This is a genomic window from Actinoplanes aureus, from assembly GCF_015704865.1.
GTDB classification, from domain to species: Bacteria; Actinomycetota; Actinomycetes; order Mycobacteriales; family Micromonosporaceae; genus Actinoplanes; species Actinoplanes aureus.
The window spans coordinates 43,333-69,113 of sequence record NZ_JADQTO010000037.1 but is presented as its reverse complement, the minus strand read 5'-3'; the positions used below and the strand labels follow the sequence as shown (position 1 = coordinate 69,113).

24 protein-coding genes and 2 pseudogenes are annotated in these 25,781 nt (G+C 71.0%); 14 read left to right on the top strand and 12 right to left on the bottom strand.

Annotated elements, in window-relative coordinates; translation table 11 throughout:
* Positions 1-3 precede the first annotated feature (3 nt).
* The 3 genes and pseudogenes from I4J89_RS43925 to I4J89_RS43915 form a co-directional block, all read right to left on the bottom strand.
* A pseudogene (locus tag I4J89_RS43925) lies at positions 4-252 on the bottom strand (YbjN domain-containing protein); the annotation flags it as partial.
* 321 nt (positions 253-573) lie between these two features.
* On the bottom strand, positions 574-1,968 hold the full coding sequence (locus I4J89_RS43920; protein WP_196420165.1) for an RICIN domain-containing protein: 1,395 nt from the start codon (positions 1,966-1,968) through the stop codon (positions 574-576).
* Positions 1,965-3,383, bottom strand: a complete 1,419-nt coding sequence (locus I4J89_RS43915; RefSeq protein WP_196420164.1) for a ricin-type beta-trefoil lectin domain protein — start codon at positions 3,381-3,383, stop codon at positions 1,965-1,967. The genes I4J89_RS43920 and I4J89_RS43915 overlap by 4 nt, the downstream gene beginning before the upstream one ends.
* A gap of 111 nt (positions 3,384-3,494) precedes the next feature.
* Here I4J89_RS43915 and I4J89_RS43910 point away from each other — a divergent pair, with 111 nt between their 5' ends.
* Both I4J89_RS43910 and I4J89_RS43905 read left to right on the top strand, forming a co-directional pair.
* Positions 3,495-5,354, top strand: coding sequence for a discoidin domain-containing protein (locus tag I4J89_RS43910; RefSeq protein WP_196420163.1), 1,860 nt, complete (start codon positions 3,495-3,497; stop codon positions 5,352-5,354).
* A complete protein-coding gene (locus I4J89_RS43905) occupies positions 5,351-6,274 on the top strand; it encodes a LacI family DNA-binding transcriptional regulator (protein WP_309238747.1) in 924 nt (307 codons plus the stop codon). The genes I4J89_RS43910 and I4J89_RS43905 overlap by 4 nt, the downstream gene beginning before the upstream one ends.
* A gap of 138 nt (positions 6,275-6,412) precedes the next feature.
* On the opposite strand, the gene mraY is transcribed toward I4J89_RS43905, so the two are convergent.
* Positions 6,413-7,516 carry a phospho-N-acetylmuramoyl-pentapeptide-transferase gene (gene mraY, locus I4J89_RS43900; RefSeq protein WP_196420161.1) on the bottom strand — a complete coding sequence of 368 codons (1,104 nt, stop codon included), beginning with the start codon at positions 7,514-7,516 and terminating at the stop codon, positions 6,413-6,415.
* A gap of 259 nt (positions 7,517-7,775) precedes the next feature.
* Here mraY and I4J89_RS43895 point away from each other — a divergent pair, with 259 nt between their 5' ends.
* Positions 7,776-8,678 carry a hypothetical protein gene (locus I4J89_RS43895; RefSeq protein ID WP_196420160.1) on the top strand — a complete coding sequence of 301 codons (903 nt, stop codon included), beginning with the start codon at positions 7,776-7,778 and terminating at the stop codon, positions 8,676-8,678.
* 130 nt (positions 8,679-8,808) lie between these two features.
* Here I4J89_RS43895 and I4J89_RS43890 read toward each other — a convergent pair whose 3' ends face one another.
* The 5 genes and pseudogenes from I4J89_RS43890 to I4J89_RS43870 all read right to left on the bottom strand — a co-directional run bounded on the left by I4J89_RS43890 (position 8,809) and on the right by I4J89_RS43870 (position 12,478).
* Positions 8,809-9,930 carry a 5-methyltetrahydropteroyltriglutamate--homocysteine S-methyltransferase gene (locus I4J89_RS43890; protein WP_196420159.1) on the bottom strand — a complete coding sequence of 374 codons (1,122 nt, stop codon included), beginning with the start codon at positions 9,928-9,930 and terminating at the stop codon, positions 8,809-8,811.
* A gap of 71 nt (positions 9,931-10,001) precedes the next feature.
* Complete coding sequence (locus tag I4J89_RS43885) at positions 10,002-10,268, bottom strand: hypothetical protein (RefSeq protein ID WP_196420158.1); 267 nt, start codon at positions 10,266-10,268, stop codon at positions 10,002-10,004.
* 23 nt (positions 10,269-10,291) lie between these two features.
* Complete coding sequence (locus I4J89_RS43880; protein ID WP_309238746.1) at positions 10,292-11,812, bottom strand: serine/threonine-protein kinase; 1,521 nt, start codon at positions 11,810-11,812, stop codon at positions 10,292-10,294.
* Between the two features lie 63 nt (positions 11,813-11,875).
* Positions 11,876-12,040, bottom strand: a complete 165-nt coding sequence (locus I4J89_RS43875; RefSeq protein WP_196420157.1) for a hypothetical protein — start codon at positions 12,038-12,040, stop codon at positions 11,876-11,878.
* 29 nt (positions 12,041-12,069) lie between these two features.
* Positions 12,070-12,478, bottom strand: a pseudogene (locus I4J89_RS43870) (RidA family protein).
* Positions 12,479-12,513: 35 nt separating this feature from the next.
* Between I4J89_RS43870 and I4J89_RS43865 the strand changes: the two are divergent.
* The 3 genes from I4J89_RS43865 (at position 12,514) to I4J89_RS43855 (ending at position 14,079) form a co-directional block, all read left to right on the top strand.
* Positions 12,514-13,122 carry a TetR/AcrR family transcriptional regulator gene (locus I4J89_RS43865; protein ID WP_196420156.1) on the top strand — a complete coding sequence of 203 codons (609 nt, stop codon included), beginning with the start codon at positions 12,514-12,516 and terminating at the stop codon, positions 13,120-13,122.
* Positions 13,123-13,256: 134 nt separating this feature from the next.
* Positions 13,257-13,667: a spore-associated protein A gene (locus I4J89_RS43860; protein WP_196420155.1), complete on the top strand. Its 411-nt coding sequence runs from the start codon at positions 13,257-13,259 to the stop codon at positions 13,665-13,667.
* A 13-nt stretch (positions 13,668-13,680) separates the two neighbouring features.
* Positions 13,681-14,079: a spore-associated protein A gene (locus tag I4J89_RS43855; protein ID WP_196420154.1), complete on the top strand. Its 399-nt coding sequence runs from the start codon at positions 13,681-13,683 to the stop codon at positions 14,077-14,079.
* Positions 14,080-14,109: 30 nt separating this feature from the next.
* On the opposite strand, the gene I4J89_RS43850 is transcribed toward I4J89_RS43855, so the two are convergent.
* Complete coding sequence (locus I4J89_RS43850; protein WP_196420153.1) at positions 14,110-14,997, bottom strand: NBR1-Ig-like domain-containing protein; 888 nt, start codon at positions 14,995-14,997, stop codon at positions 14,110-14,112.
* 68 nt (positions 14,998-15,065) lie between these two features.
* On the opposite strand from I4J89_RS43850, the gene I4J89_RS43845 reads away from it, so the two are divergent.
* Genes I4J89_RS43845 through I4J89_RS43835 form a run of 3 tightly spaced genes read left to right on the top strand, consistent with a single transcriptional unit; the run spans position 15,066 to position 16,580 of the window.
* A complete protein-coding gene (locus I4J89_RS43845) occupies positions 15,066-15,419 on the top strand; it encodes a GntR family transcriptional regulator (RefSeq protein WP_196420152.1) in 354 nt (117 codons plus the stop codon).
* Positions 15,416-16,354, top strand: coding sequence for a DUF1648 domain-containing protein (locus I4J89_RS43840; RefSeq protein WP_196420151.1), 939 nt, complete (start codon positions 15,416-15,418; stop codon positions 16,352-16,354). The genes I4J89_RS43845 and I4J89_RS43840 overlap by 4 nt, the downstream gene beginning before the upstream one ends.
* A gap of 52 nt (positions 16,355-16,406) precedes the next feature.
* Positions 16,407-16,580, top strand: a complete 174-nt coding sequence (locus I4J89_RS43835) for a hypothetical protein (RefSeq protein ID WP_196420150.1) — start codon at positions 16,407-16,409, stop codon at positions 16,578-16,580.
* A 24-nt stretch (positions 16,581-16,604) separates the two neighbouring features.
* On the opposite strand, the gene I4J89_RS51840 is transcribed toward I4J89_RS43835, so the two are convergent.
* A complete protein-coding gene (locus tag I4J89_RS51840; RefSeq protein WP_196420149.1) occupies positions 16,605-19,658 on the bottom strand; it encodes a BTAD domain-containing putative transcriptional regulator in 3,054 nt (1,017 codons plus the stop codon).
* A 144-nt stretch (positions 19,659-19,802) separates the two neighbouring features.
* On the opposite strand from I4J89_RS51840, the gene I4J89_RS43825 reads away from it, so the two are divergent.
* The gene (locus I4J89_RS43825) at positions 19,803-20,492 is read left to right on the top strand and encodes a hypothetical protein (RefSeq protein WP_196420148.1); all 690 of its coding nucleotides are present in this window, start codon (positions 19,803-19,805) and stop codon (positions 20,490-20,492) included.
* Positions 20,493-20,739: 247 nt separating this feature from the next.
* On the opposite strand, the gene I4J89_RS43820 is transcribed toward I4J89_RS43825, so the two are convergent.
* Positions 20,740-21,666 (bottom strand): N-acetylglucosamine kinase, encoded by a 927-nt coding sequence (locus tag I4J89_RS43820; RefSeq protein WP_196420147.1) that lies wholly within the window; start codon positions 21,664-21,666, stop codon positions 20,740-20,742.
* Positions 21,667-21,829: 163 nt separating this feature from the next.
* Between I4J89_RS43820 and I4J89_RS43815 the strand changes: the two genes are divergently transcribed.
* The 4 genes from I4J89_RS43815 (at position 21,830) to I4J89_RS43800 (ending at position 25,774) form a co-directional block, all read left to right on the top strand.
* Positions 21,830-22,573 (top strand): sugar isomerase domain-containing protein, encoded by a 744-nt coding sequence (locus I4J89_RS43815; protein ID WP_196420146.1) that lies wholly within the window; start codon positions 21,830-21,832, stop codon positions 22,571-22,573.
* Positions 22,574-22,668: 95 nt separating this feature from the next.
* On the top strand, positions 22,669-24,009 hold the full coding sequence (ngcE, locus tag I4J89_RS43810; protein ID WP_309238745.1) for an N-acetylglucosamine/diacetylchitobiose ABC transporter substrate-binding protein: 1,341 nt from the start codon (positions 22,669-22,671) through the stop codon (positions 24,007-24,009).
* Positions 24,009-24,902, top strand: coding sequence for a carbohydrate ABC transporter permease (locus I4J89_RS43805; protein WP_196420144.1), 894 nt, complete (start codon positions 24,009-24,011; stop codon positions 24,900-24,902). Before ngcE ends, I4J89_RS43805 begins: the two co-directional genes overlap by 1 nt.
* An 8-nt stretch (positions 24,903-24,910) precedes the next feature.
* Positions 24,911-25,774: a carbohydrate ABC transporter permease gene (locus tag I4J89_RS43800; protein ID WP_373688206.1), complete on the top strand. Its 864-nt coding sequence runs from the start codon at positions 24,911-24,913 to the stop codon at positions 25,772-25,774.
* The last annotated feature ends 7 nt before the right edge of the window (positions 25,775-25,781 follow it).

Genomic DNA, 25,781 nt, shown 5'->3' with positions numbered 1-25,781 from the left:
GGGCTACAGCAGTCCCCCCTCCTCGTGCAGCCAGTCGACGAAGGACGTCGCCACCGCGGCCCCGCAGTCGATGAGCTCGACGAGATCCTCGTCATGGACCCGCATGACGAGGATCTCGTCGTCCGGGCCTTCCAGAGTGAGCAGCGTCGCGTGCCGCTCCCACATCGCCAGCAGGCTACCGCCGCCGTCGTTGAGGAACCGGATGTCCAGCACGTCGAGCGCCCGGCCGATCCGCGTCAGCGTGAGCGGCGAATGGGATCAGACGCCCTCGGCTTCCGGCTCCGGCGGCGAAGACTCCGGCTGAGACCCGCGGGTCCACCAGCCCTTCCGAGGGCGGACTTCGGTCGCCGGAATCGCGGGTCCGCCCGGCGCGGCCTCGTCTCGCATGTCAAGGGCCCCCGAGGACCGCCGCCAGTGTGGTCACCTCGAGGGAATCGGTGGCCAGGAAGACGGCGGTTACCCCCGGGAAGCGAGGTACTCAGGATCGAGAGCGGCGTGGAGTTCGGCTCGTTCGTCATGCCGATATGAGTGGCGGCACTGCCGATCCGTGCGAACGGCCGGCAGTGCCGCAGGTCACACCGCGGTGCGGGACCACTGCTGGTTGGTGCCGGAGTTGCAGGCGTACTGGCTGATGTCGGCGCCGTCGCCGGTGCCCCCGCTGACCACGTCCAGGCACTTGCCGCTGTGCCGGGCGACCAGCCGGAAGTAGCCACTGAACGACTGCCACTGCCACTGCTGATTGCTGCCGCCGCCGCACGCGTACTGGATCACGTTCGCGCCGTCGGCCGTGGACGACGAGGCGACGTCCAGACACTTGCCGCTGTTCTGGTTGACGACATTGAAATAGCCGCCGCCCACGTCGCGGAACTCCCAGCGCTGGTTGGCGCCGCCGTTCCAGCCCCACTGTTTGATCTCGGCGTTGTCGGCGACCGAGGAGCTGATCACGTCCATCACCCGGCCGCTGTTGCGGTTGGTCACCCGGTAGTAGGTGACCGGGGTGCCGGTGACCGTGCCGGCCGCCGTGTCGATCGTGATGGTCGGGTACCAGGTCAGGCTCATGCTGGTCGCCGACGGGAAGGTGATCGGCAGCCAGACGTACTGGGAGTCGTTGACCGGGCCGCTCCACGCTCCGGCCCAGCGGTCACCCATGTACAGGAAGCTGTTGCCGACCGGGAGCACGTAGGTGGGCTGGGAGCGGAAGGTGGTGCCGTCACCGACGTTGGTCCAGCCGGTCCACGGGCCGGTGATCGAGGACGCGGTCGCGTACTTGGCCTGGTTGGGGTTCCAGCCGGTGGCACCGGAGGTGAGCAGGAAGTACGTGCTGCCCCGCTTGAACATGGCCGGTGCTTCCCGGTGTGCGTCGTTCCAGAAGTTGCCGACCAGCGTGGCCACGTTCAGATAGTCGGCGGTGAGCCGGTAGATGTGCAGGTCGTAGTTCTCGTCCGCGGCGGAGATCATGTACGCGGTCCCACCGTCGTTGTAGAGCGTGATGTCCCGCGACATGTGGCCGAGCGGCCGGAAGCTGCCGTGATAGGTGTACGTGCCGTCGATCGTGGCCGACGAGGCCACCGCGGCCCGGGCCTCGCTGTAGTTCTGCCCGTTCTCCTTGTGCATCCACATCACGTACCGGCCGGTGGACGCGTTGTAGATGACCTTCGGCCGTTCGATGTTGGCGCCCTGCAGCTCGCCGGCGGCGGCCGGGGTCAGCACGTTGTTGCGGAACTCCCAGGTGCGCAGGTCGGTGGACCGGTAGACGGAGACGGCCCGGAACGTGTTGTCCGCGTTGCGGTTCTCCCCGAACCAGTAGTAGTAGTTGCCGTCCTTGAGGATGCCGCCGCCGTGGGCGTGCACCACGTTGCCGCCGGTGTCGATGAACTGCACGCCGTTGGTGACGGTGACCGGCGCAGCGTGTGCCGCCCCCGGGGTCACCAGCAGAAACACGGTCAAGAAGGCCAGGAGTCGCTTCATGACGCCACCAGCGTCCACTGCTGGTTGGTCCCGGAATGGCACGCATAGACGCTGACGTCCACCCCGTCGCCGGTTCCCGATCCCACTACATCAAGACATTTCCCGCTGTGCCGCGCGACGAGACGAGAGCCCTGCCACTGCCACTGCTGGTTGGTCCCGCCGCCGCAGGTGTACTGAACGACATTGGCTCCGTCGGCGGTGGAGGCCGACGCCACGTCCAGGCATTTCCCACTGAACCGGTTGACGATCCGCAGATACCCCGTACCGAGATCCTCAAGGGACCACTGCTGGTTCTGGCCTCCGTTCCACCCGTACTGCTTGACCTCGGCGCTGTTGGCGATCGACGAGCTGACCACGTCGAGGACCCGGTTGCTGTTGCGGTTCACCAGCCGGTAGTGCGGGAGCGCCACGTTGCCCCCGCCGTCCAGACCCCACGAGTACCGGAGCTGGTCACGACCCGAGGCGCTGGTCGTGGAGAGCGTCAGGTTCGTACCGCTGCCGTTGATCTGCTGGAGGCGGTACCAGTCGTTCGGGCGTACCCCCGGCCAGTAGACCGTGCCCAGCCCGAGCGATCGGGCCTCCGCGGCGGTGCCGCGGATGAAAGCCACGAAGCTGTCGGTCGCGGTAGGCGCGTTGTAGTTGCGGCCGTCGGTCATCGGCGCGCCGAACTCGGTGATCAGAACCCGACTCGCGTACGCGCCGACGCTGGTCCGCAGCGACTCCCGCCACGCGTCCTCGGTGAGCCGCCCGGTGTCGAAGAACTGGTAGGTGTGCCGGGAGATCAGCGTGCCGTCGAACCGGCTGTCGCTGCCGATCGTGGTGAGCCGCTGGTTGTACCCGGCGCCGCTGATGATGACCCGACCGCGGGGAACGCTCGGGTACCGGCTGAGCCACTCGGCTGCCAGGTTCTTCCAGTCGGCGTCGCTGTAGGCGTAGGGCTCGTTGAACGGCTCGAAGTGGATGTTCGCGTTCCCGGCGTACCGGTTCACGATGGTCTGCCACATCGACCAGAACTGGGGAAGATCGTCAACCGATCCGTCCCGGTCGGCGGAGCTCTCCCAGTAGCTGAGGATGACCTTCATGCCTTTGCTGCTCGCCATGTCGATGGCGCCGATGTACGAGTTCCAGTAGGCACCCGAGACCGTCGGATGGTTGACCGGCATCCGGACGGTGTTGGCACCCAGGTTGTTCTGGAAGCCGGTGAGGATGTCGTCCGCCTTGGCCTGCGTCGTGGCGTAGCTGTCCGAGGTGCTCAGCCCACCCAGGACCAGGATGTCGTTCACGAAGTTGTCACGTTCGTCGGCCCAGTTCACACCGCGGAACCCGTTCGTCGCCGCCTGCGCTGCCGGCGCGCCCGGTGCCACCAGGAGAGCGGCGACCAATAAGCCGCCGGCCCACAACCGCCCAAATTTCATGGCGCGGCCTTTCCGTTGGGGGATTTTGCGGCGATGTTAACGTAACCATCCATCCTTGACTATGTGTTACAGAAATGTTTCGCTCGTTACATCCGATAGTCAGGAGTGGCGATGCGTTTCTTGGCCCTGCTTCTGGTCGCCGCCGGCCTTCCCGCCGGGGCAGTCCCCTCAGCACCGGCACCCACCGCGCGAGTGTGGGTGACCACCGTGGATCGCGCCGAGTCGCTGCACGAACGAGAGCCGGTCTCGTGGCAGCGCGGTGAGAGCACGCATCCGACGATCACGGTCGATCCGAACCGGACCTATCAGAGCATGGACGGCTTCGGCGCCTCCATCACCGACTCCGCGGCGGCCGTGCTGTACCGGCTCGCCCCCGCCGAGCGGGACCGGGCGATGCGCTCGCTGTTCGACCCGCGCACCGGCATCGGCGTCAGCTTCCTGCGCCAGCCGATCGGCTCGTCGGACTTCACCGCCGCCGCCGAGCACTACACCTACGACGACGTGCCGGGCGATTTCGCCCTGCGGCACTTCAGCATCCGGCACGACGAGGCCCAGATCCTGCCGCTGCTGCGGCAGGCCAAACGCCTCAACCCCAACCTCAAGATCCTGGGTACGCCGTGGAGCCCACCGGCCTGGATGAAGACCAGCGACTCCCTGGTCGGCGGACGGCTGAAGGACGACCCGCGGGTGTACGACGCGTACGCCCGCTACCTGGTCAAGTTCGTCCAGGCGTACACCGCCGCCGGAGTCCCGATCGACTACCTGACCGTGCAGAACGAGCCGCAGAACCGGCGCCCGAGCGGCTACCCCGGCACCGACCTGCCGGTCCGCCAGGCGGCCGCGGTGATCTCCGCGCTCGGGCCGAAGCTGGCGAGAGCCGGCCTGCGCACCAAGATCCTCGGCTACGACCACAACTGGGCCACCCACCCCGGTGACATCGAGTCGACACCGCCGGGCGAGGACCCGGAGACCGACTACCCGTACCGTCTGCTCGACAGCCCGGCGGCCAAGTGGCTCGCCGGCACCGCCTTCCACTGCTACTACGGCGACCCGGCCGCCCAGAGCGCGCTGCACGAGGCGTACCCGGACAAGGGGATCTGGTTCACCGAGTGCTCCGGCTCGCACGGCCCGGACGACACGCCCGAGCAGATCTTCCGCGGCACGCTCACCTGGCACGCCCGCAACCTGGTCATCGGCACCACCCGCAACTGGGCCAAGTCGGTGGTCAACTGGAACATCGCCCTGGATCAGAACGGCGGCCCGCACCTGGGCGGCTGCGACACCTGCACCGGCCTGCTGACCGTGCTGCCCGGCGGCACGTTCCGGGCCGACGCGGAGTACTTCACCATCGGGCACCTGGCCAAGTTCGTGAAGCCCGGCGCGGTACGTATCGGCAGCACGTCGTTCGGCACCACCGGCTGGAACGGCCAGATCATGGACGTGGCGTTCCGCAACCCGGACGGTTCGACGGCCCTGATCGTGCACAACCAGAACGACGACCCGCGCACGTTCGCCGTCGCGCTCGGCTCGCGGATCTTCGAGTACACGCTGCCCGGCGGTGCCCTCGCCACCTTCACCTGGCCCCGGCTCCGCGGCCCGTCCCTGCGGCAACTCGATCTGGACGGCGCCACCGCCACCGGTGCGGGCGCGATCGACGACGACGCCTCCACCCGCTGGTCCAGCGGCGCCGCCCAGGCACCCGGCCAGTTCCTCCAGGTCGACCTCGGACGGGTCCGCGAGTTCCGCCGGGTGGCGATCGACAGCGGCGGCAACCTCGGCGACTACGCCCGCGGCTGGGAACTGTCCGTCAGCGTCGACGGCGTCCGATGGCGGACCGTCGCCGCCGGGCAGGGTAGCGGGCAGCTGACGAACGTCGACCTGCCCCTGACCCGGGCCCGCCATCTGCGGATCACCACGACCGCGGCGAGCGAGAACTGGTGGAGCGTCGCCGACCTGCGGCTCTACCGGTGAGCACGGTACGTGAGCTGGCCGCCGAGACCGGACTGTCGATCGCGACGATCTCCCGGGTGCTCAACGGTCACGCCAACGTCGCCCCGCACACCCGTGACCTGGTCCTGCGCGCGGCCGGCCGGCAGCCGCGCGCGGGCTCGGTCCACGTCCACTGCCCGTACCCGCTCGACGAGTACTTCGGCCCGATGGTTTCCTCGATCGTCGACACACTCGAACTGCACGGCCTGACCACCGTCCTCGGCGGCCGACCGGGCCGGTCAGGCATCGACGGTGGCATCCTGATCCTCCCGCCGGAGTCCGCGGCCGACCTGAGCCGGCTGCGTGACCAGGGCTTTCCGTTCGTGGTACTCGACCCGCGCACTCCCCCGCCGCCCGACATAGCGGCCGTCTCGGCCGCCCACCTCACCGGCGCCCGAGCCCTCATGACCCATCTCGTGCAGCACGGCCACCGGCGAGTCGGCATCATCGCCGGCCCCCGCGAATGGCTGGTCACCGACGCCCGGATGGCCGGCTACGCCGCCGCACTCGCCGAGGTCGGCGTCCTGCCCGCCCCGGACCTGCTGCGTTTCATCGAACCGACGGTCCAGCTCGGCTACCGCGCCGCCGCCGAACTCCTCGACCACCCGGCCCGGCCCACCGCGCTGGCCTGCTTCAACGACAAGATCGCGGTGGGCGCGTTGCGCGCCGCCCGGGAACGCGGCCTTCGCGTGCCGGCCGACCTCTCCATCGCGGGCTTCGACGACGCCGAGATAAGCCGGGCCACCGACCCGATGCTCACCACCGTGCGCCAGCCGCTCGCCGAACTCGGCCGAATGGCCGTCACGCTCCTGCTCCGCATGATCAACCTCCACGATCTCGACGCCCGGCACGTCGAGCTCGCCACCGACCTGATCATCCGCGATTCCACCGGCCCGGCATGAAACACCCTGTTACAACCATGCGAGGTACGAGTCCACGAACAGTCCCGCCGCTCCCCCGCGACCGGCTGCCCGGTCCCGGCCCCAGCGCGACCGCCGGGCCCGGGCAGCGGGGCACGCTCACCCCGCGACGCCGTGGCCCTATCCGACGGCCGCCAAGAAGTCCGAGTAGAACAGGCCCAGGCCGACCGCCACGCAGACACCGGCCACGGTCCAGAACCGGACCACGATGTTGACCTCGCTCCACCCGGCCAGCTCGAAGTGGTGGTGCAGCGGCACCATCCGGAAGACACGCCTGCCGGTGGTCCGGAACGACACGATCTGGATCACCCAGGTGACCGTGATGATGAAGAAGAGACCGCCGATCAGGATCGACAGCAGCGTGGTACGGGTTGCCACCGCGAGCCCGCCGATCAGGGCGCCGAGCCCGAGCGAGCCCACGTCGCCCATGAAGATCCGCGCCGGGGACGTGTTCCACCACAGGAAGCCCACGCAGGCGCCGGCGGCCGCCGCCGCGATCATGGCGATCTCGAGCGGATCACGGACCTGGTAGCAGTAGTCGCTGGCGCGGGCGTACGTGTCGTCGGCGCACCAGTGCCGGTATTGCCAGTACCCGATCAGCGCGTACGCGCCGAGCACCAGGGTCGACGCGCCGGTGGCCAGGCCGTCGAGGCCGTCGGTGAGGTTCACGCCGTTCGACATCGCCGTGATCACGAAGACGAACACGATCACCGAGCCGACCTTGCCGACGTTCAGCCAGCTGATGTCCTGGATGAACGAGATGTGCTCGCTGGCCACGGTCTGGCCGTTGGTGCTCGCCACATAGAGCGCGGCGATGCCGAACCCGGTGCCGATGATCGCCTGGCCGAGCAGCTTGCCCTTGGCGGACAGGCCGTCGGAGTTGCGCTTGCGGACCTTGAGGAAGTCGTCGACGAAGCCGACCGCGCCGCAGAAGACCAGGAGACCGAGCAGGACGAGGGCCGTCATGGTCGGCTGTTCCTGGGCGATCTGCCGCTCGGGCAGCGTGGTCAGCGCCACGTGCCCGGCGACGTAGGCGAAGAGGGTCGCCACGATGAACACGACGCCACCCATCGCGGGGGTGCCCCTCTTGCCCTCGTTCGAGGCGAGCCCGAGGGAACGGATCGGCTGCCCGGCCTTGAGCGCGGTGAAGACCCGGATCGCCACCGGCGTGCCGAACAGGGAGATGACGAACGCGACCGCCGCCGCGACGATGACCGCCCTCACGGACGAGCCTCCACGAGATCCGGACTACTCACGGCGTACCCACCACGCCATGCGTGCCGGACAATTCAAGATCAACGATCACGGGACCCGATCTTGCCATCCGACAGCACCGGAACAGCCCTGGACCCCACAGCTCGTGCACAATCCGTGTCCAAGCCGCGGACGGAGGCATTTCGCCGTCGCCCAGGAACCGGCGCGGCGGGGACGGCGTCCTACCGGCATCGGCTGAACGGCGGCCGAGCCGGACGGAGGTCTTCTCATGCGGTTGCGGGTGGTCGGCTTGGTACTGGCAGGGGCGTTCCTGGCCGGGTGCGGCGGTCAATCACCCGCCGTGCCACGGGCCGAGACGCCGCTTCCGCCGGGTGCGTCCGCGGTGGGGCCGTCGGCCTCGGTGCGGGCCGATCCGGTCGCCCTGGTCGGGCTCTGGAAACTGGCGGTCGACGGCGAGCCGGAGGACACCGTGCTGCGCGTCAGCGGCGAAGGCGACCTCGCGGTGTTCGGGCGGTGCACGTCGCTCACCGGTTCCTGGCAGGCGAACACGGAGGGCCAGTTCCTCGGAAATCTCAACGGGTTCAGCGTCAACGCCCGGATCCGCGAGTGCCCGCTCGCCGGGAAGCAGCCCACCGATGCCGACTTCATGCCCGCCTGGCTGGGACGCGTCGCCGGTTTCCGGGTCGACGGCAAGGAGCGCCTCCTGCTGGACCAGAGCGGTGCGACGGTCGCGCGGCTGATGCCGGGCGCTGTGCCGACGCCGCGGTCGGACCTGCTGCCCGAGATGACCGGGGTGCCGGTCGTCACCGACGAGATCCGCGAGCAGCTCCGCGCCGTCGCCGTACCACTGCCGTCGCCGCTGCAGCCGGCCACCACGGGGACGCTGCTGGGCCGGTGGCAGCCGGCGGGCAAGGACGTGGGCGCCTACGTCGAGTTCAAGGCGAACGGACAGTGGACCGGCAGCGACGGCTGCAACGGCGAAGGCGGCCGCTGGACCGCCGGCGCGGCCGGTTCGTTTCTCGCCCTCGCGGGCCCGACCACACTGATCGGGTGCGCCAACGTACCGGTCGGCGCCTGGCTGAGCGAGGCGAGCCGGGCCGGTCTCGACGGCGCGGAGCTGGTGCTGGTGGACGGCGGCGGCAAGGAACTCGGGCGGCTGAGCCGCCGGTGAGAGATCTCCCGGCACCCGGGCCCGGCGGCCGCGCTGGGGCCCCGGGTGCTGCCCGGTCGCGCGGCTCCCGGGGACGGTCCGGGTTTCTGGGGACGGCCGGTCACCCGTACGCCCGAAAGAGCGTTCGCGGTCAGCCCCAGATCTCCTCCGCGGTTTCGGCGATCAGCCGGAGTTTGGCGACCTCCTCCTCGTAGGTGAGGACGTTGCCCTCGACCGTCGAGGAGAAGCCGCACTGCGGGGAGAGGCAGATCTGGTCGAGCGGTACGTACTCGGCGGCCTCGTCGATGCGGCGCTTGAGGGTGTCCTTGGACTCCAGGGCGCCCTTCTTCGTGGTGACCAGGCCGAGGACGACCATCTTGCCGGGTGGCACGAACCGCAGCGGTGCGAAGCCGCCGGAACGCTCGTCGTCGTACTCGAGGAAGAAGCCGTCCACGGCGAGCTCGCTGAACAGTGCCTCGGCGACGAAGTCGTAGCCGCCCTCGGCGGCCCAGGACGAGCGGAAGTTGCCGCGGCACATGTGCGTGGTGACGGACAGGCCGGCTGGGCGGCCGGCTATCGCGGCGTTGATCTGCCGGATGTAACGCAGGTGCTGGTGCTCGGCGTCGTCGCCGCGCTCGTCGAGCAGGCGGCGCTGGGCGGGATCGTTCAGGTAGGCGAGGCTGGTGTCGTCGAGCTGGAGGTAACGGCAGCCGAGGTCGGCGACCCGGCGCACCTGCTCGGCGTAGGCGGCGCTGAGATCGGCCCAGAACTGCTCCTCGTCCGGGTAGACCCCGGGATCGATGGCCGCCCGGCCGCCCCGGTAGTGGACCATGCTGGGCGACGGGATGGTGAGTTTCGCGGTGACACCGTCGTCCACCTGGTCCGCCAGGAAGGCGAAGTCGTCGCCGAAGATCGTCTCCCGGAGCCGGATCGGCTCGTCGATGGCGAGGGCCGCCGCTTCGAAGTCGAGCTCGCCGTCGGCGTTGCGGAAGTGGACCTGGATCTTCTCGTCGGTGGGGTGCACACCACCGAGGCGGTAGATGAAGTCCATGTGCCACGAGGTGCGGCGGAACTCGCCGTCGGTGGCCGAGCGCAGGCCCACGTCACGCTGCATCCGGACCACCTCGCGGATGGCGTCGTCCTCGATCGCGCGCAGCTCGTCCGCGCTGATCTCGCCGGTGGCCTTCTGCTCACGCGCCTTGAGCAGGCGCGGCGGGCGGAGCAGGCTGCCGACGTGGTCGGCCCGGAACGGCGGGGTGTCACGAAGCGTCATCGTCGATCCTTCCGTGGGGATTCACCCTGCTGGATACGCTATCGCTTTTCGCCGGGATCGGGCGGCCGCCGTCAGGTGACGGCGGCTCGCAGGCCGTAGAGGGCGGCGTCGCCGAGCAGGATCAGCGCGGCGGCGAGCAGGAGGCGCCGTGCCGAGGTGTCCGGGTCGCGGGATCCCATGCCGACGGCGGCGAGGGCGGCACCGGCCGTGTTGATCGGGACGGCGACCAGTACCGGGAGCCAGGCGTCGTACACCATGGCGCTGCCGAGCACCGGAACGACGGCCAGGAAGATCAGGAAGAGTCCGACCGACCAGCGCAGTTCGCGCGTGGAGTCCACGTCGCCTCCCCCGGGCCGTGATGTCAGCTCAGCGCCGGCTCTCCGCCGGTGCAGGTCACCGTCATAGTGATCAGCGTCTTGCTGCGCTTGAACGTCACAGCCGGCGCCTCGGCCGGGCCCGGGACGGCCGACTGCACCTTGTACGGCTTGGTGGCCGTCCAGGAGAGGATCTCCGCCGTACCCGGGGAAGGGCACGTCGCCTCGACGGTGCCACCGGTGGAGGTGAAGGTCCGCCGTACCGGCTCGCCCGGGCCGGTCGTGGGTGCCGGCGTGGGTGTCGGTGTGGGCGTAGGTGTGGGTGTGGGCTCGCCGGCCGGGCTGGCCGTCGCCGGTACCGGCCCGGCGGTGCCGGGCTGGGTCTTCGGGGAGCCGGACGCGGCCGGCCGGGTGCCGGTCGGCGCCGGGCCCTCGCCGGGCTCGCCGGCCTGGGACCGGCTGAACGGCAGCGGCTCCCCGGGTGAGAGCGGCGGCGCCGGAGGGACCGCGGACGCGGCCGCGACGACCGCGTCCGCCGGCCCGCCGGTGCCCCGGTCGTCGTCGAGCAGCAGCCACCCGCCGGCGCCCGCGGCCAGCACCGCGGCGGCAGCGGCACCCACCCACAGCATCCGGCCGGCCGTCCGCCGCGGCTCGGGCGGTGCGGTGCGCTGCGGCTGCCGTACCAGGACGGTGGGCTCGTCCGGGACCGCCCCGGCCGGCGCCGGCTCGTCGTCCACCACGCGCAGCCCGGCACCGTGGGCCAGGACGGCGGCGGTCTCCTGGGCGCTCGGCCGCTGCACGGGGTCCTTGGCCAGGCACCGGTTGCACAGGCCGATCACGTAGTCCGGCACGCGCGGTATGGCGGGCAGCGGCGCCGGGTCGATGTAGACGTGCGCGTCCAGCATCTGCCGGGTGTTCTCGGCGGTCCACGGGGAACGGCCGGTGAGCAGCAGGTAGAGGACCACGCCGAGCGCGTACACGTCGGAGGCCGGCACGATCGGGTCACCGGCGAGCCGCTCGGGCGCCACGTACGCGGGAGTGCCGAGCACCTCGTCCTCCGGCTCGGCGCTGACCGCCGCGGCGATGCCGAAGTCGACCACCTTGGCGCCGGTGGGTGCGAGCATGACGTTGGCCGGCTTGATGTCGCGGTGGACGAGGCCAACGGCGTGGGCGGCGGCGAGCGCGGCGGCGATCTCCGCGGCCACCCGCATCGCGTACTGCGGAGCCAGCGGACCCGCGGCGAGGCGTTGCAGCAGGGTGCCGCCGGGGACGAGTTCCATCACAACGTACGGGAAGATCTGGCCGCCGGCGTCCATCTCACCGTAGTCGTGCACCTGAGCGATGTTCGGGTGCGACAGTGCCGCCGCGGCGCGGGCCTCGTGCCGGATCCGCTCGCGGGCCTGGTCGTCACCGGCCTGCTGCGGCGCCACCACCTTCACCGCGACGGTACGGGCGAGCACGTGGTCATGGGCCTGCCAGACGACCGCCATGCCGCCCTCGCCGAGAGGCGTGAGCAGCCGGTAGCGCTCGCCGAGCAGCAGGCCGGTGTGAGACCTCGCGAAATTCACTCACGGCAGTCTGCCGCGATTGTTGACATTCCGCATCCCCGGGATCTCACACCATGAACGAAATCAGGTCCGCGGCGGCGTGTCCGGCCCAGTGACGCGGCCGGGTATGTCGTTGTCGTCCGGATGGTGCTCCGGAATCGGTGCCGGCCGGCTCTTTCCGTCCGGCGTGTCGGTCAGATCGATCGGCCGCTCGTAGTCGGGCGGCTCCTTGGGCTGGTTAGCAGTCATGTAACGACGCGTACCCCCGGTGCAGCCGCCTATGCGAGGACGGCGACCGCTTCCACCTCGACGAGCAGGTCGGGCTCGCCGAGCGCGGCCACGCCGAGCAGCGTGATGGGCTTGACCGGGTCGACGCCCAGTCTCTCGGCGGCCCGGGCCACGCCCGCACCGAGCAGCGGGTATTTCTCCGGCGACCAGTCGACGACGTAGATCGTCAGCTTCGCCACGTCGTCGAACGATCCACCGGCGGCGGCCATCGCCGTCCCGATGTTGAGGTAGGCCTGCTCGACCTGCGCGGCCAGGTCTCCGGGGCCGACCGGCTTGCCGTCGGCGTCGCGGGCCACCTGGCCCCGCGAGGAACACCATCCGGGATCCGGTGGCGATCGACATCTGCCGGTACACATCCGGCTTGGGCAGTCCGTCCGGGTTCATCAGGGTCACAGCCATGGCCTATGTATAGCACTGCTATGTATAGTTGCGCCATGGCCAGAACGAAGGACCCGGCTGTTCGCACCCTGCTGATCGAGCGGGCCGCGCAGATGCTGCGGGCCCGGGAGCCGGTCACGCTGCGCGCCGTCGTGGCCGGCACCGGCGTGTCGACGATGGCGGTGTACACGTACTTCGGTGGCATGGACGGGCTGTGGCGGGCCATGCGCCAGGAGGGTTTCAGCCGCCTGGCGGCCCAGCTCGCCACCGTCCCGCTGTCCGCCGATCCGGTCCGCGACCTGGCCGCCCTCGGATCCGCCTACCTGGCCAACGCGGTGGCCAACCCGGACCTCTACCGGGTCATGTTCGACGCCGGCTTCGACCTGGAGGACCCGGCCGCCGCCGACGAGTCCCTGCACACGCTGGTCCGGGCGGCCGAGCGGGCGAAGGAGCGGGGCCGGTTCCGCGCCGACGTCGACCCGCTGACCCTGGCCACCCAGAGCTGGGCCATCGGTCACGGGCTCGCCTCGCTGGTCACCACCGGACCGCTGCCCCGCGCCGCGCTCGGCCACGGCGCGCCCATCCTCACCGCTCTGTACGTGAGCTGCGGGGACGACCCGTCCAGCTGCCGGCGCTCGGTCGAGTCCGGCTGGCGGCTCGCCTGACCAGCACCGGAGCGACCGGGATTTCTCCGAATTCTCCAGCGGACTTTCCATGGACGGCGATCTTCTGTCGCCGCGGGCCGGAGCGTGCCAGCGTCATCGCGGCAACGACCTCCGACAGAAAGGGAACTTCGCTCGTGCGAGTTTCACAGAAGATCGCCGCACTCGGGCTCACCGCCGCCGCCACCGCGGCCGGCGTGACCATGGGGGCGGCTCCCGCACAGGCCGCGCTCTACGGCGGGCAGTGCGGCTCCGGTTACGGCGTCGTCAACCTGATCGACCTTCCCGACCTGCGGGGCACGGTGTACCTCACCTACAACGCGTCCACCGGGAAGAACTGCGTCGTGACCCTCCGGGAGCGGCCGGGCACCGCGACCCTCATGGAGGCGTACCTGCGCCGCTCTGGTGCCTCGTCGTACGTGAAGGACAGCGGCAACTTCACCACGTACGCCGGTCCGGTCTACGTGTCGGCGGCCGGATCGTGCGTCGACTGGGGCGGCACGATCGGCACCGCGTCGAAGACCCGTTACAGCACCAACTGCGGCTGAGAGGAACCCGATCATGAAGAAGATCGCAGCAACGACCTTCGCGGTGACGGCGGCCGCGGTTCTCGCCTCCGCCACCCCGGCGCAGGCGGCCAGCTACGGCGGTGAGTGCGGGTCCGGCTACGGCGTCGTGAACTCGGCGGCCATCGGATCCAAGGGGACGGTGTTCCTGACGTACAACGCGTCGAACGGCTACAACTGCGTGGTGGCGAAGCGCAACAGCACCGGCTCGGCGGTCCTGGTCGAGGCCGGCCTGGCGATCCACCCGGTCGGCACTCACTGGCCCAAGTTCGACGGTGGCTACTACACCTCGTACGCCGGACCGCTCTACCTGTCCGCGGCCGACAAGTGCGTGGACTGGATGGGCCGGATCAGCGGCACCGAGGGCGGCAAGCGCGGCACCAACTGCGGCTGACCCCGGACTGAACGGTGGGGCCCGCGGGCCTCACCGTTCGCTCACCCGCACGTCGAGGAAGATCGGCCGCTTGGCCGGGAAGAACGTCCGCCCCTGCTCGTCGGCCATCTTCCAGTAGATCTTGCAGGCCGCCGGGCCGTCCGGCGTGCGCACCGGCACCGAGATGTCCACGCTCTCCCCCGGCCTGGTCTGCGGGATCGCGACCAGGACCGGCGCCTCGCAGGGTTGCTCGTTCGCCCGGGCCAGGAACCGGTTGGCCCAGACCACCGTGCCGGTGTTCCGCAGCCGCCAGGTCTTGGTGAACGACGAGTTCGGCGGCACGATCGTCCCGTCCGGGTAGGTGATGTCCCCTTCGAACAGCGAGTCGTCGTGCTCCGCCACCGGCCCGGCCGCCGGTTGCTCCGCGTCCCGGCCGTCGCGCGACCCGACCACCACCAGCCCGAGAGTCACGCCGACGACCGCGGCCGCCACCGCCACCACGATGGCGGTCAGCCGCCCGCGTGCCGCCTTCACCTGGTCGGCGCCCGCCGTGCCGGGCTCGGTCTCCGGTTCGTCCGCCGCTCCGGCCCGCGACCAGTGCTCCCGCCACTCCTGTTCAGTCTCCCGGGCGTCGCGCCCCAGCCGGTCCACGGCGAGCACCCGTACGAACTCCCAGGTGGTCTCCCAGCTGGGCAGGACACGTCCTTGCGCCGCCGCGGCCAGCGACGACTTCGAGGCGGCCGCGCCGAGCTTGGCCGCCATCTCCTCGTACGACGGATCGCCCGCCTCCTGCTTCAACCGCCACAGCCGGTCCGCGAAGGCACCCAGCGGCCCCGACTCGGGGTTCGGCCGCGCGGGCCGCCGCCCCCGCCGCGGGACCCGTACCTGGCCTGGGCTTTCCTTCTGCACCTGCGTCACCTCGCCGAGAGCCGTCCACATTGTCCGTGAATGCGACGGCCACCCTATCGGTCTGCGCGGGCTGGACATTGTTATAGTAGAATGCAAACATGTTGTTCCGGGTAGACGTGGCGGCGGCCGAGCCGCTCGCCGATCAGATCGCCGCACAGGTGCGCGGCGGCATCATGCGCGGTGACGTGACGCCGGGCGAGCGCCTGCCCTCGGCCCGGGAGCTGGCCGAGGTGCTCGACGTCAACCTGCACACCGTGCTGCGCGCGTACGCCCAGCTTCGTGACGAAGAGCTGATCGAGCTGCGCCGGGGCCGCGGCGCCGTGGTGCGCGGCGACGCCGACGCGACGCGGCTGCGGCTCGTCGAGCTGGCCCGGCAGTTCGTCCGCGAGGCCAGGCGGCAGGGCCTGGCCGAGGCGGAGATGATCGCGATCATGAAGGAGGCACAACCGTGAGAAGACTTCTGGCAGCCGCAGCCCTGGTCTGGCTGCCCGTGGCCGTCATCGCGGCCACCTGGGCGATGTGGTCCGGCGAGTTGCCGACCCGGGTGGCCACGCACTGGGGCACGTCGGGCGCACCCGACCGGTTCAGCTCCACCACCGGCTTCTGGGTGACCCTGCTGGCGATCGGGATCGTGGCCGGGTTGACCGCCCTCACCGCGGCCGTCGCCACGCTGCGCGCCGGCGCCCCGGCCGAAGCAGACGTGGCCAGGTTCCTGCTGATCGGGGCAGGCGCCGCCGCCGGCGCCGTGGCCGGGATGTGGGTGGCCACCGCGACCGCGGCCCTCGCGAACCCGGCCGATCCACGGCTGGGCTGGCGTTTCCTCTGGTTCGTGGCCGGCCTCGCCTGGGGCCTGGTGGTGCGCGCCGCAGCCGGCCGCTTCTCCCGGCCGGTGCTACCCGCCGCACCCGGTGTCGATCCGCTCGACCTGGGCCCGACGGAGCGCGCGGCCTACAGCACAACCTTGCGTTCCCCTCTCATCACCGGCGTGACGCTGGCCTCCGCCGCACTTGTCGCGGTGCTCGCCGCAACAGTCCAGCCCGGCCTGTGGCTGGTGGCCGCGATCCCCTTGCTGGCGGGCCTGACGTTCGGGCGGATCCGGGTCACCGCCGACCGGCGCGGCCTGCGGCTGGTGGCGGGACTGGTCGGCGTACCGCTGAAGCACATCCCGCTGACCGACATCGCCACCGCCGAAGCCGCCGACATCAACCCCCTGGAGTGGGGCGGCTGGGGCTACCGGGTGCTCCCCGGCCGCGCCGCCCTGGTGCTGCGCGGCGGCCCGGCTCTGGTCCTGCACCTGCGCGACGGCCACCGGTTCGCCGTGACCCTCGACCACCCACGAACCCCGGCCGCGCTGCTCACCGCCTTGCAGTCACGCATCCCCGACTGACCCACATCCCGAATCCACGTCGCATCGCGGCGGGCTGGACGACGATGGGGAGATGGCAGAACAACACATCCCAGCAGAGTCGAAGAAGATCCACGGCGACAAACTGGCCGAGGCGTTCGCGCACGCGGACCAGGGCCGGGACGAGGAGCCGGAGTCCGAGAGCCCCGACGTCCGCCTGCTGTCCCGCCACCCCGGCGCGAAGACCAGCCATGTAGTCCGCCGCTGAACGGTCGTCGCGGGCGGTACGGGTTCAGATGAACGAGCTCGCTGCGACGCGAACGCGTGTCAGATGGGCCTGCCGCAGCACGATCGCGGTGGCCGGCTCGGGCTTGGCGCCGAGCGCGGTCAGCGCCTCCCGGACCCGGCGGACCGCGCGTTCCAGGCCGCTCGGGTCCCGGCGCTGGGTCTCCACCGCCAGCAGCAGTCGCATGCCGCGCTCGGCGTACGGCTCGGCGGTGAGCGCCCGCCGGGCCAGTTCCCCGGCGGCCGCGGTGTCCCCCTGTGCCAGCCGGCGCTCGCCGAGCGTCAGGGCCGCCTCGGTGAGTTCCGCGCGCAACGCCGCCGCCGCGTTCTCCCGGTCCGGCAGGTCGGCGAGCGGTTCGCCGCGCCACAACCGGACCGCCCCGGCCAGGGCGGCATCGGCCGCCGCCGGGTCGCCCCGGGTGCGTGCCCGCCGCGCCTCGTCGAGCTGTTCGCGCAGCTCGGTGACGTCGACGGTGAGGCCCTTCGACCGGACCAGCCGCACCCGGCCACGGTCACTGCGCACGTGCCCGTCGAGGATCCGGCGCAGATAGGTGAGCGTGACCCGCAGGTTGCGTGCGGCGGCGTCCGGGTCGAGTTCTGGCCAGAGCAGGTCCATGAGCCGGGAACGGTCCATCTCGCCGTGCACCGCGAGCACGGTGAGCAGCTGGCGGACCCGGCGGCGGCGCAGGCCGGCCGGATGGGTCTCGGTGCCGTCGGCGAGCACCCGCAGCGGTCCGAGAACCTCGACGCGGATCCGGCCCTCCGGGGTGGCCGGTACCGCGCCGAGCAGGCGGCGCGCGCCGGCGGCCAGGGCGGCACGAGGATCCTTGGCCAGCCGGTGCAGCGCGTCGTGGGCGCGCCGGCCCAGCTGGTCGGCGAGCCATTGCAGCAGCTCGCGGCCGAACGGCAGGCCGGCGGCCTCGGCGTACGCCGCGAGCTCGACCGACCACGGCAGCGGGAAGGAGATCAGCACGGTTTCCGGGGTGACCTGGCCGGTGCCGGACAGGCGTCCCGCGCGGGCGGCCAGCAGCAGCCGGGCGGCCTCGCGGACCCGGTGCTGGGACGGGCCGAGCGGCTGGGTGTCCCAGAGTTCCCGCGCCTCGGGTGAGAGCACGTACCCGTACGCGAGGAACCGCCGCAGGTGGACGGCCGCGACCGGATCGCTCAGCGGATTCTCGGCCACGAACTCGCCGATCGCCGCCCGGGCGGCGCCCTCGTCGCCCAGCAGGACGGCTTTGGCGGCCGCCGCGACCACCAGCATGGCGGCGTCGCGGGTGTCGGCGCCCAGACCGCTGGCCTCCAGCTGCCCGGACACGTGACGCAGGGCCGCGTGGTCGCCCACGGAGGCGGCGACCACCGCGGCGAACGCCAGGAAGTTGAACCGGTAGCGGTCGTTGGCGTCGGATTCCGGCAGGTAGGGCGGTTTGTCAGCGTCGCGGGCATCAGGCAGGAAGTCGGCGGGGTGGCCGGCCATCCAGCGGGCGAACTGCGGCATCCGGCGCACGTGCGCGTACGGCGAGGAGTCCAGGTGCGCCCCGGCGACCGCGGCCGCCTCGTCCGCGCGGCCCGCCAGGAGCAGCAGATAGACGTGGAACCGGACGATGATCTTGCCCGGTTGCTGCTCGATGTCCTCCGGGGACAACGACTCCACGACCGCGAGGGCGTCCTCGATCGAGCCCATCAGCTCGAAGATGGCTCCGCGGACCCCGGCGAGCAACAGCCGCAGGGTCGGCTCCCGCTCGGCGCCGGGCAGCTCGAGCACCTGCTGGAACAGCTCGGCCAGGCGGCTCTCGTCGCCGCGGGCGTGCGCCGCGATGGTGGCCAGGCTGGCCGCCGTGCTCTCGGCCCGCAGATCACCGGCCTCGCGCGCGGCCCGCGCGGCGGTGTCCAGCATGGCGTCCACGCCGGGGTCGCCGGCGCGGTTCGCGTACCGGGTGGCGGCGGTGAGCAGCGACAGGCCGGGCCGGACGTGCTCGACCTCCGGCACGGCGGCCAGCCAGCGCACCCCGGTGTCGTGCGGGAACGTGGCCAGGGTCGAGGCGACCAGTTCCGTCGCGGCCCGGTCGAGCAGGGCCACGTCGCCGGCGGTGATCGCGATGGAGCCGGCTCGCAGCGGGTCGCCCCGGTCCAGCAGCAGGTCGGCAGCCCGGGCGCGTACGGCCGCGACCCGGTCGGCGGGCAGCAGCCGGACCAGCGCGTCGATCCACAACGGGTGTGCCCGGATCCCACCGTCGCCGAACCGCGCCACCAGCGGCACCCGCTGGGCGAGCCGGCCGACGTCGGCCGTCACCCCGGCCAGGGCCTGCAGGGTGGCGGCGTCCGCCGAGCCGAGGACGGCCAGGTGCAGCAGCACGTCCCGGTCGGCCTCGGGCAGCCGGGAGACGACCTCGTCCCACAGATAGTCGCGGGCGATGCCGTGCGGTGCGGCCAGGGTCAGCCGGACCAGGGCGGGCCAGCCGCCCAGGCCGGTCACGTCGGCGACCGGGCGGTCCGCGTTCGCCGCGGCCCGGTCCAGCTCACCACGGCCGAAGGCGAGGTCGCACTCGCCGAGGCAGCGGATCCGCTCGGCGGCGTGCAGCCGGGCCAGCGGCAACGGCGGCAGGGTACGGCCGGCCAGCACCAGGTGGGCACCGGCCGGCAGCCGCGGCACGAGCTCCGCGATCAGCCGGTGTCCCGAGGAGCCGCGGGCCACCTCGTGCACGTCGTCGAGGATCAGGCAGGACTCGATCGGTGAGCCGGCCCGCAACGCCTCCAGGACCGTGTCCAGCGGGGCGACCGCGGCGGGTTCGACGCCGAACGCCCGGCAGATCGCCTCGGCCAGGCGCTGGGCGTCCTCGTCACCGGGTTCGCAGGTCACCCACGCCTCCAGGCCCCGCGGGTCGGCGGCGTGCAGCCGGGTGGCCTGGGCCAGGGCGGTCGACTTACCGAAGCCCGCACCGGCCACCACGGTGATCACCGGCACGTCCCAGCGCGCCGCCAGACGGTCGATCAGGGAGGTCCGCAGGATCTCGCCGCCGATCGGCCGGGGTGGCCCGTCGAGCCGGCGGGCAAATGCTCGCACTCCCCCATCTGGGGCCTGGACGGGACCGGGAACAACCGCGCAGTCGCGTAGCGGACTGACGGCTTCGTGGCTAGCGGACGGCTAACGGCGGCTCACGAAGCTGGGCCCCAGCGGAACAATCCGCCGAACAGGGGGGAAAGAAACATGCCCGAGTCACGAGTCGCCAAGCACACCTTCGTCTACGGCGGCGAGCGGTACTTCCGGGACAAGGCCGAGGACGTACTGATGTGCTCGTACGGCGAGAAGGAGGACCCGCTGGGCACGAAGGCCAGCCTCAACGTCTTCCACCACGTCGACCGGTCGGACCTGAAGGGCCGGGTCCGCTACGTCACCACCGCGGACATCGACTGGTCCCGGCAGGCCAAGGCGGACGTCGAGGTCAACGGCGGGCTGAAGTACTTCGTGGCGAGCGCCGAGACGGCCGCGACCTTCTCGTACGAGAGGGCGAAGACCGCGAAGCTGAAGCTGGCCAAGTTCATGATCGACGAGGGTCCGCTGTTGAACATGGTGAACAACGAGGCCACCGCGGCCCGCAAGTTCCTCGCACAGGAGGGTCGCGACGGCCGGATCGTCTCGACGATCTGGGTCGTGGTGGAGGCCAAGGTCGCCGAGTCGTTCGCCGCGTCCGGCACCAAGGCCTCCGACATCGAGGCCGAGGTGCTCGGCGCCAAGCTGCGGATCAGCACGAAGGCGTCGGGCGGGGCGAAGGGGCGGACCACGATCGTGTGGGAGCCGGGTACCACCTTCGCGTACCTCATGCACCGGGTGGCCAAGTGGAACAAGGACAAGTCCCAGGTCGTGGAGTTCGACATCGACGCCAAGGGGCTCAACTGAGCGGTCCCGCGTCCGATTGACGCGGTAGGTCAGGTCAGCGGACACACACCGGGATGGTCATGCGCACTGTCCCGGTGTGCGTTCTGCTCGCGGACGGGGTACTGGCATGGGAACCGGCGGTTGCCTGGTTCGCCGTCGCCTCGTTCGCCTCCGCGATGACGTACTACTCGTTCCGGGCCGTCCGGCTGATGAGCCGCGACGACCCGGAACGCCGTGAGGCGCGGCAGCCGGATACGACGCGCTGCGGTCACCCGCCCGGGGCGCCGAGCAGAGCGCGGTGCAGGTCGGCCGGTGACGGGACTCCGGGCCGGGTGCGTGCGGCCAGCCAGGCGGCGGCCGCGGCCGGGTCACGGCTGATCAGGACCGTGGTGCCACGGGCGTCGAGGACCGCGAGCAGACCGTCGCGGACCGGGGAGTCCGAAGAAGTGAGCAGGCCACCGGCCAGGACCACCGGGCCGTCCGCGCCGAGGCTGTCCAGGGTGGCGGTGAGCTTGCGGACGGCGTCGGCGACGATCGCGGCGGCTTCCGGGTCGCCGGTCCGGGCCTGGGCGCAGACGATCGGGGCGAGCGCGGCGATGCGGGCGTGCGGCAGCCGCTGCGCCCAATGGATCAGCTGGTCGCGGCCGCCGACGCCGGCGTGGGCGGCGACCACCGCGGCGAACGGTGACGGCCAGGAGCGGACGGCCGCGCGCAGAGCACTGATGCCGAACCAGTGGCCGGATCCTTCGTCACCGAGTAGCCAGCCGAGACCGTCGGCCACCCGTACGATCTCATGATCCTTGATGGCCGCGGCGACCGCGCCGGTGCCCGCGATGAGGACCGCGCCGGTCGGTGCGCAGGTGCCGGCGGCGAAGGCGGTCACCGCGTCGCCGACGACGGTCCAGCCGCAGGTCAGGCCGGCCGCGGTCCATGCGGCGCCGAGCGACGCGCGGATCGCCGGATCGGCGCAGGCGGAATCCCCGGCCAGGCCGAGCACCCCGGCCTCGACGGCTTCCGGGCGCACTCCGGACAGCGCCTGCCGAAGGGCGGAACCGATGGCCTGAGCAGCGGCCGGTCCCGCCGCGAGTGGATTGCCGGGGCCGGCCCGCCCGCGACCCACGACGGTGCCGTCCACTGTGGCGACCACCGCCCGGGAGGCGGTGCCGCCGGCGTCGACGCCTACCACGAGGTTCATGGCGAGGATCGAAACACAGAAATTCATTGTTGACTAGCTCACTCGATGGTCGTAATTTTCATCGACAACAGCGTTTGATGAAAAGGATGACCACGCGCCGTGGCACACACCGATTGCCGGAAGAGGTGCCGACCCGCAAGCGGCGGCCGGAGAAAGGAACACCGTGACCGGGGACTACCTATCCAAGATCGAAGAGTTGGTGGCCCGGGTGGGCCGGGGCCAGCAGGAGGCGAAGTCCCGGGCGGCCGAGCTGCTGTTCGCCTCGATCAAGAACAGCGGCGTCATCCAGGCGTTCGGCTGCGGGCACTCCGAGGCGCTGGCCATGGAGATCGCCGGCCGGGCCGGCGGCCTGGTCCCGACCAACCGGATCGCCCTGCGCGACATCGTCCTCTACGGCGGCGAGCCCCTGGACGTGCTCGCCGACCCGGCCGTCGAACGCAACCCGGAGATCGCCCACCGGCTCTACCAGCTCGCCCCGGTCAAACCCGACGACGCCTTCGTGATCGCCTCCAACTCCGGCATCAACGGGGCGGTCGTGGAGATGGCCCTGCTGGTCAAGGAGCGCGGTCACCCGCTGGTCGCGGTCACCTCGGCGGAGCACTCGGCGGGCGTCGCCTCGCGCCACCCGAGCGGGCGCAAGCTCGGCGACATCGCCGACGTGGTGCTGGACAACGGAGCTCCGTACGGGGACGCGACGATCCCCCTGCCCGGTGGTGGCGCGGTCGGGGCCGTCTCCTCGATCACCGCCGCGCTGCTGGCTCAGCAGATCGTCACCGAGGTGGTCGCCCGTCTGCTCGCGGCCGGGATCACCCCGCCGGTCTATCTGTCGGACAACGTGCCCGGCGGCAAGGAACACAACGCGGAACTCGAGGCGCGGTACGCCGGGCGCATCCGGCGTACCGCATAGGAAGCGAGCCCACTGACATGAACCCGGAGAACCCGCACAGACCGTACCCCACCAGGCGAAGCCTGCTGAAAACGGCCGGAGCCGCGGCTGCCGGCGTGCCCCTGCTCGCAGCGTGCGTCACCAACTCCGGCGACGGTGACGAGCCGGCTGACACCGGCGGCGCCAAGAGCACCGAGAACCCCCTGGGCGTCAGGGCCGACGCACCCCTCGAGGTGGTCGTCTTCAAAGGGGGGTACGGCGACGAGTACGCGATCAAGGCCGAGGCGAAGTACACCGAGAAGTACCCGCAAGCCAAGATCGACCACAAGGGACTGCAGAAGGTCGGCGAGGCGATGCAGCCCCGCTTCGTCGCCGGGAACCCACCGGACGTCGTCGACAACACCGGTGCCGGACGCCTGGACATGGCCACCCTGGTCAGCGCGAAGCAGGTCACCGATCTCGCCGAGCTGCTCGACGCACCGGCCTTCGACCAGCCCGGCAAGAAGGTCCGCGACACCCTGCTGCCCGGCGTCGTCGACGACGGCACGTTCGGCGGCAGCCCGGTCGCGCTGAACTTCACCTACACGGTCTGGGGCGTCTGGTACTCGAAGTCCCTGTTCGCCGAGCGCGGCTGGATCTACCCGACGACGTGGGCCGACATGCTCGCCCTCTGCGAGACGATCAAGAAGGCCGGCATCGCGCCCTGGACCTACCAGGGCAAATACCCGGAGTACATCAACGACCCGCTGCTCACCATGGCCGCCAAGGCCGGCGGCCTGGACCTGGTCAAGGCGGTCGACAACCTGCAGCCGGACGCCTGGAAGCAGCCGGGCCTCACCCAGGCCGCCGAGGCGTTCGCCGAACTGGCCGGCAAGGGTTACCTGATGTCCGGCTCGGAGGCGCTGTCGCACACCGAGGCGCAGGCCGCCTGGTGCCAGAAGAAGGCCGCGTTCATCCCGTGCGGGTCGTGGCTGGAGAGCGAGCAGAAGGACGTCACCCCGGCCGGTTTCGACATGGTCCTGGGCACGGTGCCCGCACTTCCCGCCGCCAAGATGCCGGTCACCGCGGTGCAGGCGGCCAGCAGCGAGTCGTACCTGGTCCCGGCGAAGGCGAAGAACGTCGCCGGCGGCCAGGAGTACCTGCGGATCCTCTTCTCGCTCGCCTCCGCGAAGGACTTCGCCCAGGCCAACAGCACCCTGCCGGCGGTGGCCGGCGCCACCGAAGGGCTCACGCTCTCCAGTGGGCTGGGCTCGGTCCGCGACGCGGTCACGGCCGCCGGTCCGGACGCCTTCAACTACCGATTCCGTACGTGGTACGCGCCCCTCGCGAAGGCGATCGACGACGCCACGGGTGAACTGGTGAACCGGCGGATCAGCGTCGCCGACTGGTCCACCCGGATCCAGAAGGCGTCCGACGCCCTCGCGAAGGACTCCACCGTCGTCAAGTACACCCGCTGATGAAACACGGCCGGTGGCGGTTCCTGCTCGCCGCGCTCGTGCCGGCGCTGGTGCTGCACGTCGTCTTCGTGCTCTCGCCGTACGCCCAGGCGTTCTATCTGTCGCTGACGGACTGGACCGGGGTGGCCGGCGAGGCGCACTTCGTCGGGACGGACAACTTCGCCCGCCTCGGCGGCGACTCGCTGTTCCTCGACGCCGTACGCAACAACGCCGTGATGCTGGTGGTCGTACCGGTCGTGACGATCGCGATCGCGCTGTTCCTGGCGAGCATGCTGAACGGCCGCCGGCCGGTACGCGGCGCGTCGGCGTACCAGATCGTCTATTTCTTCCCGCAGATGCTCTCGCTGGTGATCATCGGGGTGCTCTGGGCGTTCGTCTACAGCCCCAACAACGGGCTGCTCAACTCCGGGCTGCGGGCGGCCGGGCTGTCGTCGCTGACGCAGAGCTGGCTCGGCGAGCCGTCATGGGCGCTGATCGCGGTGATGGCGGTGGTCATCTGGTCGTCGGTCGGGTTCTACGTGGTGCTGTTCAGCGCGGCGATCGACGGGATCCCTCGCGAACTCTTCGAAGCGGCGACGCTGGACGGTGCCGGACGGTGGGCGACGTTTCGGGGGGTGACGCTGCCGCTCGTGCGGGAGAGCGTGCAGGTCGCCTTCGTCTACCTGGGCATCGTGGCGCTCGACGGGTTCGTGCTGGTGCAGGTCATGACGGTCGGGCCGGGCGGGCCGGACGGGGCGACCGAGGTGGTCGGGTTGTCGCTCTATCGGACCGCGTTCACGTACGGGAAGTTCGGTTACGCCACGGCGATGGGGGTGGCGCTGTTCTTCGCCACGCTCACCCTCGCGGTGTTCGCCCTGCGATGGGGCCGGCGCAACCAGGTGGAGATGGCATGACGGCTCTCATGCAACGTCCCCCGGTTCGTGTCTCCGACGCGGCTCCGCCGGTCTCCCGGCCCAATCCGCTGCCGCACCTCGCGATGCTCGCGTGGGCCGTGGTGACGGCGTTGCCGCTGATCTGGGCGGTGATGAGCTCACTGAAGACGGACGAGGAGATCCTCAACCATCCGTGGTCGCCGCCGGCTTCGCCGCAGTTCGAGAACTGGGCGCGGGCTTGGACGACGGCCAGCATCGGGCGGTACTTCTTCAACAGCCTGATCGTGGTCGGCGGGGCGCTGCTGCTGACCATGCTGCTCGGGTCACTGGTGGCCTACGCCGTAGCGCGGTACCAGTTCCGGGGCAACCGGCTCGTCTACTACACCTTCGTCGCGGCCATGTTCTTCCCGGTGTTCCTGGCGCTCGTACCGCTGTTCTTCGTGGTGCGGCAACTCGGGCTGCTCGGCACGTACCCCGGGCTGATCCTGGTTTACACGGCTTACGCCGTACCCTTCACGGTCTTTTTCCTGCATTCCTTCTTCCGCACGCTGCCCACCGAGGTCGCGGAAGCGGCCTTCCTCGATGGGTGCTCGCACGGCGCGGTGTTCTTCCGCGTGATGCTGCCGCTCGCCCGGCCAGGGCTGGTCGCGGTCGGCGTCTTCAATTTTCTGGGGCTGTGGAACCAGTACCTGCTGCCGCTGGTGCTGAACCCCGACCCGGACCGATATGTCCTGGCGCAGGGATTGGCCGCCCTGTCGGTCAGCCAGGGCTACGACAGTGACTGGAGCGGCCTGTTCGCCGGCTTGACCATCGCCATGCTGCCGGTGCTCGTCGCCTACGTCGCGTTCCAGAGGCACATCCGCGCCGGGATGACCGCCGGCGCGGTCCGGTAACACCCCT

Bases quoted from the DNA above. Each gene is read 5' to 3' on its own strand.
- I4J89_RS43920 (WP_196420165.1), bottom strand. From the start codon at position 1,968: ATGAAGCGACTCCTGGCCTTCTTGACCGTGTTTCTGCTGGTGACCCCG.
- I4J89_RS43915 (WP_196420164.1), bottom strand. From the start codon at position 3,383: ATGAAATTTGGGCGGTTGTGGGCCGGCGGCTTATTGGTCGCCGCTCTC.
- I4J89_RS43910 (WP_196420163.1), top strand. From the start codon at position 3,495: ATGCGTTTCTTGGCCCTGCTTCTGGTCGCCGCCGGCCTTCCCGCCGGG.
- I4J89_RS43895 (WP_196420160.1), top strand. From the start codon at position 7,776: ATGCGGTTGCGGGTGGTCGGCTTGGTACTGGCAGGGGCGTTCCTGGCC.
- I4J89_RS43890 (WP_196420159.1), bottom strand. From the start codon at position 9,930: ATGACGCTTCGTGACACCCCGCCGTTCCGGGCCGACCACGTCGGCAGC.
- I4J89_RS43875 (WP_196420157.1), bottom strand. From the start codon at position 12,040: ATGACTGCTAACCAGCCCAAGGAGCCGCCCGACTACGAGCGGCCGATC.
- I4J89_RS43865 (WP_196420156.1), top strand. From the start codon at position 12,514: ATGGCCAGAACGAAGGACCCGGCTGTTCGCACCCTGCTGATCGAGCGG.
- I4J89_RS43855 (WP_196420154.1), top strand. From the start codon at position 13,681: ATGAAGAAGATCGCAGCAACGACCTTCGCGGTGACGGCGGCCGCGGTT.
- I4J89_RS43850 (WP_196420153.1), bottom strand. From the start codon at position 14,997: ATGTGGACGGCTCTCGGCGAGGTGACGCAGGTGCAGAAGGAAAGCCCA.
- I4J89_RS43845 (WP_196420152.1), top strand. From the start codon at position 15,066: ATGTTGTTCCGGGTAGACGTGGCGGCGGCCGAGCCGCTCGCCGATCAG.
- I4J89_RS43835 (WP_196420150.1), top strand. From the start codon at position 16,407: ATGGCAGAACAACACATCCCAGCAGAGTCGAAGAAGATCCACGGCGAC.
- I4J89_RS43825 (WP_196420148.1), top strand. From the start codon at position 19,803: ATGCCCGAGTCACGAGTCGCCAAGCACACCTTCGTCTACGGCGGCGAG.
- I4J89_RS43820 (WP_196420147.1), bottom strand. From the start codon at position 21,666: ATGAACCTCGTGGTAGGCGTCGACGCCGGCGGCACCGCCTCCCGGGCG.
- I4J89_RS43805 (WP_196420144.1), top strand. From the start codon at position 24,009: ATGAAACACGGCCGGTGGCGGTTCCTGCTCGCCGCGCTCGTGCCGGCG.
- I4J89_RS43800 (WP_373688206.1), top strand. From the start codon at position 24,911: ATGCAACGTCCCCCGGTTCGTGTCTCCGACGCGGCTCCGCCGGTCTCC.